The sequence below is a fragment of the Mycobacterium sp. E342 genome (assembly GCF_001667665.1).
Lineage (GTDB): Bacteria > Actinomycetota > Actinomycetes > Mycobacteriales > Mycobacteriaceae > Mycobacterium.
In genome coordinates, this window is sequence record NZ_LZJM01000019.1 from 1 (window position 1) to 780 (window position 780).

Genomic DNA, 780 nt, shown 5'->3' on the forward strand with positions numbered 1-780 from the left:
CCAACCGGCCACCCGACCACCGGGTCCGGCGTCTGAGGACATTGCGTATTTGATTTACACCTCGGGCACCACCGGGGTGCCCAAAGGCGTGGCCATTACCCACCACAACGTCACCCAACTGATCGAGTTTCTCGATGCCGGCCAGCCGTCTGGGCAAGTGTGGACACAGGGTCACTCCTATGCCTTCGACTTTTCCGTGTGGGAGATATTCGCCCCCCTGCTACACGGCGCTCGGTTGGTAATGGTGCCCGAGGCGGTGGCCGCATCACCGGATGACTTGCACGCGTTGCTGATTGCGGAACAAGTCAGTGTATTAAGCCAAACCCCCAATGCGGTGGCGACGCTCCGACCGGAGGGTTTGGAGTCGACGGCTTTGCTGGTGGGTGGAGAGGCGTGTCCGGCTGAGGTGGTCAATCGGTGGGCGCCGGGGCGGGTGATGCTCAACGCTTATGGGCCGACCGAGACCACGGTGTGGGTGGCGATCAGTGCCCCGCTTACCCCGGGTACGGGGGTTGTGCCGATTGGGTCGCCGGTGCCGGGAGCGGCGCTGTTCGTCCTGGACCCGTGGTTGCGTGCGGTGCCGGCCGGGGTGGTCGGGGAACTCTATGTGGCCGGTCATGGTGTGGGGGTGGGGTATTGGGGCCGCTCACCATTGACCGCGTCCCGGTTTGTGGCGTGTCCCTTCACCGGGGCACCGGGGGCACGGATGTATCGCACCGGGGATTTGGTGTGTTGGGGCCCGGATGGGCAGTTGCAGTATGTGGGCCGTGTCGATGAGCA

1 protein-coding gene is annotated in these 780 nt (G+C 64.7%); it reads left to right on the forward strand.

The window, feature by feature from the left end:
* The coding region (locus A5692_RS01120) for an AMP-binding protein (RefSeq protein WP_156765862.1) at positions 1–780 on the forward strand (780 nt) is incomplete at both ends.